The sequence below is a fragment of the Propionibacterium acidifaciens DSM 21887 genome (assembly GCF_000426605.1).
Taxonomy (GTDB): Bacteria; Actinomycetota; Actinomycetes; order Propionibacteriales; family Propionibacteriaceae; genus Propionibacterium; species Propionibacterium acidifaciens.
In genome coordinates this window covers 1-4,077 of the sequence record NZ_AUFR01000064.1, presented here as the reverse complement: position 1 = coordinate 4,077, position 4,077 = coordinate 1, and the positions used below count along the sequence as shown (strand labels likewise).

At 72.8% G+C, this 4,077-nt stretch carries 4 protein-coding genes; 2 read left to right on the top strand and 2 right to left on the bottom strand.

Annotation, left to right across the window (positions count from 1 at the left end; genetic code table 11):
- Window positions 1-204 (bottom strand): hypothetical protein (locus K336_RS19475; RefSeq protein WP_028707181.1); only part of this gene is annotated, 204 nt, incomplete at its 3' end.
- 192 nt (window positions 205-396) lie between these two features.
- On the opposite strand from K336_RS19475, the gene K336_RS19470 reads away from it, so the two are divergent.
- Window positions 397-975 carry a class E sortase gene (locus tag K336_RS19470; protein ID WP_051245780.1) on the top strand — a complete coding sequence of 193 codons (579 nt, stop codon included), beginning with the start codon at window positions 397-399 and terminating at the stop codon, window positions 973-975.
- A 309-nt stretch (window positions 976-1,284) separates the two neighbouring features.
- Here K336_RS19470 and K336_RS16410 read toward each other — a convergent pair whose 3' ends face one another.
- On the bottom strand, window positions 1,285-2,004 hold the full coding sequence (locus tag K336_RS16410) for a class I SAM-dependent methyltransferase (protein WP_081660854.1): 720 nt from the start codon (window positions 2,002-2,004) through the stop codon (window positions 1,285-1,287).
- A gap of 1,012 nt (window positions 2,005-3,016) precedes the next feature.
- On the opposite strand from K336_RS16410, the gene K336_RS0112195 reads away from it, so the two are divergent.
- Window positions 3,017-4,077: inositol-3-phosphate synthase (locus tag K336_RS0112195; RefSeq protein WP_028707178.1), on the top strand; the 1,061-nt coding region annotated here is incomplete at its 3' end.

The following is a 4,077-nucleotide window of genomic DNA, read 5'->3' as shown; positions in this document are numbered from 1 at the left end:
CAGGACGAGGCCGGACAGCCCGAGGCGGGTCAGGGGCAGGACGAGTCCACGCCCGAGCGGCCCGAGCCCGGGGCGGGCCAGAAGAAGCCCGCGCCCGAGCCCGAGCAGCCCGAACTCGAGCGGGGGCAGGACGGATCCGGTCAGGAGGAGCTCGGGGCCGAGCAGGCCGAATCCCCGGAGGAGCGGCCCCGGCCCGAGCGGCATGAGCGTGAATCCCAGCGAGAACGGCCCGAACCCGAGCCCGGTGAGGCTGGGCTCGAACCGGTCAGCCCGGGGCGGGAATGGTTCGAGACTGCATCCGGGCGGGCCGAGCCCGGATACCCGTCCGGGCAGTCCGCGCCCGAGCAGCCCGCTCCTCGGAAGAGCCGGAGGGGGAAGCGGGCATGGCGGTTCTGGGTGATCGCCGCTCTCGTCCTGGTCGTCGTGGCCGTCGCCGCAGGCGCCGTGTGGATCGGCTGGGGCTCGAATGTCTGGGCCCGCCCGCGCCAAGCCGCTGCACTCGCCGACTACCGGAACGGTTGCACCGACAGGACGATCGGCGAGGCCGCCGACGGCGAGGTCGTCGGCTCGCTGTCCATCGACTCACTGGGCGTCGAGGTGCCGATCCGCAAGGGCGTCGGGGGCCAGTCGCTGCGCGGAGCCGTCGGCTGGTACCCCGCGAGCGCCGAGCCGGGTCGGACGGGCAACTTCGCCGTCGCCGGCTATCGGGCGGGCTACGGCCGGCCCTTCGCCGGCCTGCTCTCGCTCGACGTGGGCGACGAGATCGTCGTGCAGGTCTGCCGGGCCAGCCACACCTACGTCGTCGACGTGGCCCCGCGCGATCTGACCGTCCAGTCGGACGACGACTGGGTGCTCGACGCGGTGCCCGGCCATCCCGAGCAACTGCCGAGCCGGGCCGTCATGACGCTCACCGCCAACCAGGATCTGCTGCCCACCGGGGACCGCTCGGTCGGCTTCGCGCATCTGGAGGAGTAGCCGTCGCTGCCGGGCTCCTCGCCGAGAACCGCCCAGAGGTTCGTGCCAGGGGCCGCGGGGTCGGCAGCCCGCAGTGGCTGGCCCGTGTCCGGGGGAACCCGGTTGTAGGCGTCATACTGGCGCGTGTGCGAATCAGGCCGGCCCGTGCCCTGGGGATCGCCGGGGACTTCTCTCCGCCGGACGCATGCCCGGAGCCGCCCCGGGTGCCGCGGCGCTCGCGTCCGGCGCCGCTTCACGTCCGTCGCCACCTTGCTCAGGCCCGTCCCCCCGCTCCCCGCACGGGCGCCGGCGGGCGGGCCCGGGGGCGGATCATCCGGCGGGCCCGGTCCAGCGCAGCAGATAGCGGTAGTAGAGGCCCCGCCTGATCCGTGCGCCGGGCAGGACCTCCCGGGCGATCCGGCGGATCTCCCGCAGGTCCTCCCGGGCCCCGGCGACGGGCGCGCCGATGTCGCGGGTCTCGTGGTGCACGAGCGAGCCGAACCTGGCGACGGGCAGCGTGAGGGCGCTGAAGGCCCAGTCGAGTGGGCTCCGGTTGGCGGTCAGACCGACCACCAGCAGCTCGCCGCCGGGCCTGAGCAGCCGTGCCGCGCGGGTCAGGGCGGCGCGCGGGTCCATGTGGTGCAGGCTCGCCACGAAGGTGATGAGATCGTAACCGTCCTCATCCGGGACGAACTGCTCGAAGTCGCAGTGCACGAGGAGCGTGTTCGCCTCGCCGGCCAGACGGGCCCGGGCCCGACCGACCGAGATCTCGTCCTTCTCGACGCCGGTGGCGCTCGCGACCAGGGGAGCGAGGTGCTGCAGCAGGAGCCCCTCGCCGCAGCCCACGTCGAGCACACGGCAGCGGCCGTGCCGCGCCACCGCATCGATGATCCATCGGTGGTAGGCGACGTTGTGGTTCCAGTAGTCGTGCCCGGCCCCGCCTGGACGGGCGGAGGACGGCTCCGGCCCCGGTTCATGCGCCCCGCTCCGGATCCGTGCAGAACGCGTCGGCCAGACCTGCTCGGCGCCGGGGCGATGACCGGTTGGCATGAGCCGACAATAGCCTTGACGGGGCTCTTCGATGGAGCCGGGAGGCGTCGAGTGCGGCGATCGCGCTCGCCGGCGCCGCACACTCCGACCACGAGGCGGCCGCCGAGCTGGCGGGGATGGGCGCGCCCGCGGCTGCACGCCGGACGCCTTCCCGAGCTCATCGCCGCCGCCATCGAGGGCGAGGACCTCGGGCGCCGGGCCGAGCGGCGGGACGCCGGGACGGCGGGCTGACGGGCCCGCCCGGGAACTGCGCGACGGACTCCGCGACCCCCCGATCCGGATACCGCTCCCGGGGCTCCGGGCGCCGTAATCTGTTCGGTGGGTTTCGACAGGAGTCTGGTGGGAATGTGCGCGGTGAATGGTCGTGGCGAGGAGCCGCAGCCGGAGGGTCCCGGCGACGTCGACGGGCCGGAGACGGACGGTGCGCGGCACGCGGGGCATGAGTCGGCCGGGTCCCATCCCGCGCGGGCGGCGGCCTCGGGGACGGGCGATGCCACGACCCCCGGGAAGACGGCCTCCGGGAAGAGGCGTCTGCGCGCATGGGGGCCGGGAGGGGTCCGCGACCTGGCCGCCCGGGAGCAGGCCGAGCCCGCGGCCAGGCAGCTCTACTCGCCGCAGCGGGTCATGCCGGCCCCCCGCAGGGGGCGGCCGGGCACCGTCCCGGACTGGTGGTGGGCGAACCGCCCCCGCCGGGCGCTGCGCGAGACGAGGGGCTGCTACCGGCCGAGACGACTGATCCCCGATGATCTCGCGGGCCTCTCCCTGATGGGCCCCTCGTCCCTGAGACTGTGGTTCGTGCCCCTCCCGGGGCTGCCCCGCAGGTGGTCCGGGGACTGAGCGGGCCGTCCCCGCATCGTCCGCCGCCGGGGAAGGGCGCGGAGGCGCGACCGCACGATCCCATCGGGCCGGGCCGATTCTCGGACCGTGGTGGGATGCCCTGCCCGTGGGCCGGCGCTAGAATCGCGCGAAACGGGTACCCCGAGCGGTCACCGGTGACCGGCCAGGAGGACGGATGAGCAGGATTCGTGTCGCCATCGTCGGCGTGGGCAATTGCGCGTCGTCGCTGGTGCAGGGCGTCACCCACTACGCCGACGCCGACCCGACCAGCACGGTGGGCGGGCTCATGCACGTCCGGTTCGGCGACTATCACGTCTCGGACATCGAGTTCGTGGCGGCCTTCGACGTCGACGCCGCCAAGGTCGGCCTCGACCTGGCCGACGCCATCAACGCGTCCGAGAACAACACCATCACGATCGCCGAGGTCGCCCCGACCGGGGTGCGGGTGCAGCGCGGCGTCACCCTCGACGGCTTCGGCAAGTATTACCGCGAGACCGTGACGGAGTCCGCCGAGCCTTCGGTCGACGTGGTCCGCGCCCTCAAGGACGCACGGGCCGATGTCGTCGTCTCCTACCTGCCGGTGGGTTCGGAGGAGGCCGACAAGTTCTACGCCCAGTGCGCGATCGACGCCGGCTGCGCCTTCGTCAACTGCCTGCCGGTCTTCATCGCCTCCGACCCGGCCTGGGCGCAGAGGTTCGCCGACGCGGGCCTGCCCATCATCGGCGACGACGTCAAGTCGCAGATCGGCGCCACCATCACCCACCGTGTGCTGGCCCGGCTCTTCGAGGAGCGCGGCATCACTCTCGACCGCACCTACCAGCTGAACGTCGGCGGCAACATGGACTTCAAGAACATGCTGGAGCGCGAGCGGCTGGTCTCGAAGAGGATCTCCAAGACCCAGGCCGTCACCTCGAACGTCGAGAAGGAGTTCGCCGACAAGGACATTCACATCGGGCCGTCCGACTACGTCGGCTGGCTGAACGACCGCAAGTTCGCCTTCGTGCGACTGGAGGGCCACAACTTCGGCGGAGCCCCGGTCTCCCTGGAGTACAAACTTGAGGTCTGGGACTCCCCGAACTCCGCCGGCGTGGTCATCGACGCCATCCGCGCCGCCAGGATCGGCCTGGACCGCGGCATCGGCGGCCCGCTGCTGTCGCCGTCGTCCTTCTTCATGAAGTCCCCGCCCGAGCAGCGCCACGACGAGTACGCCATGGCCTCCACCGAGGACTTCATCGC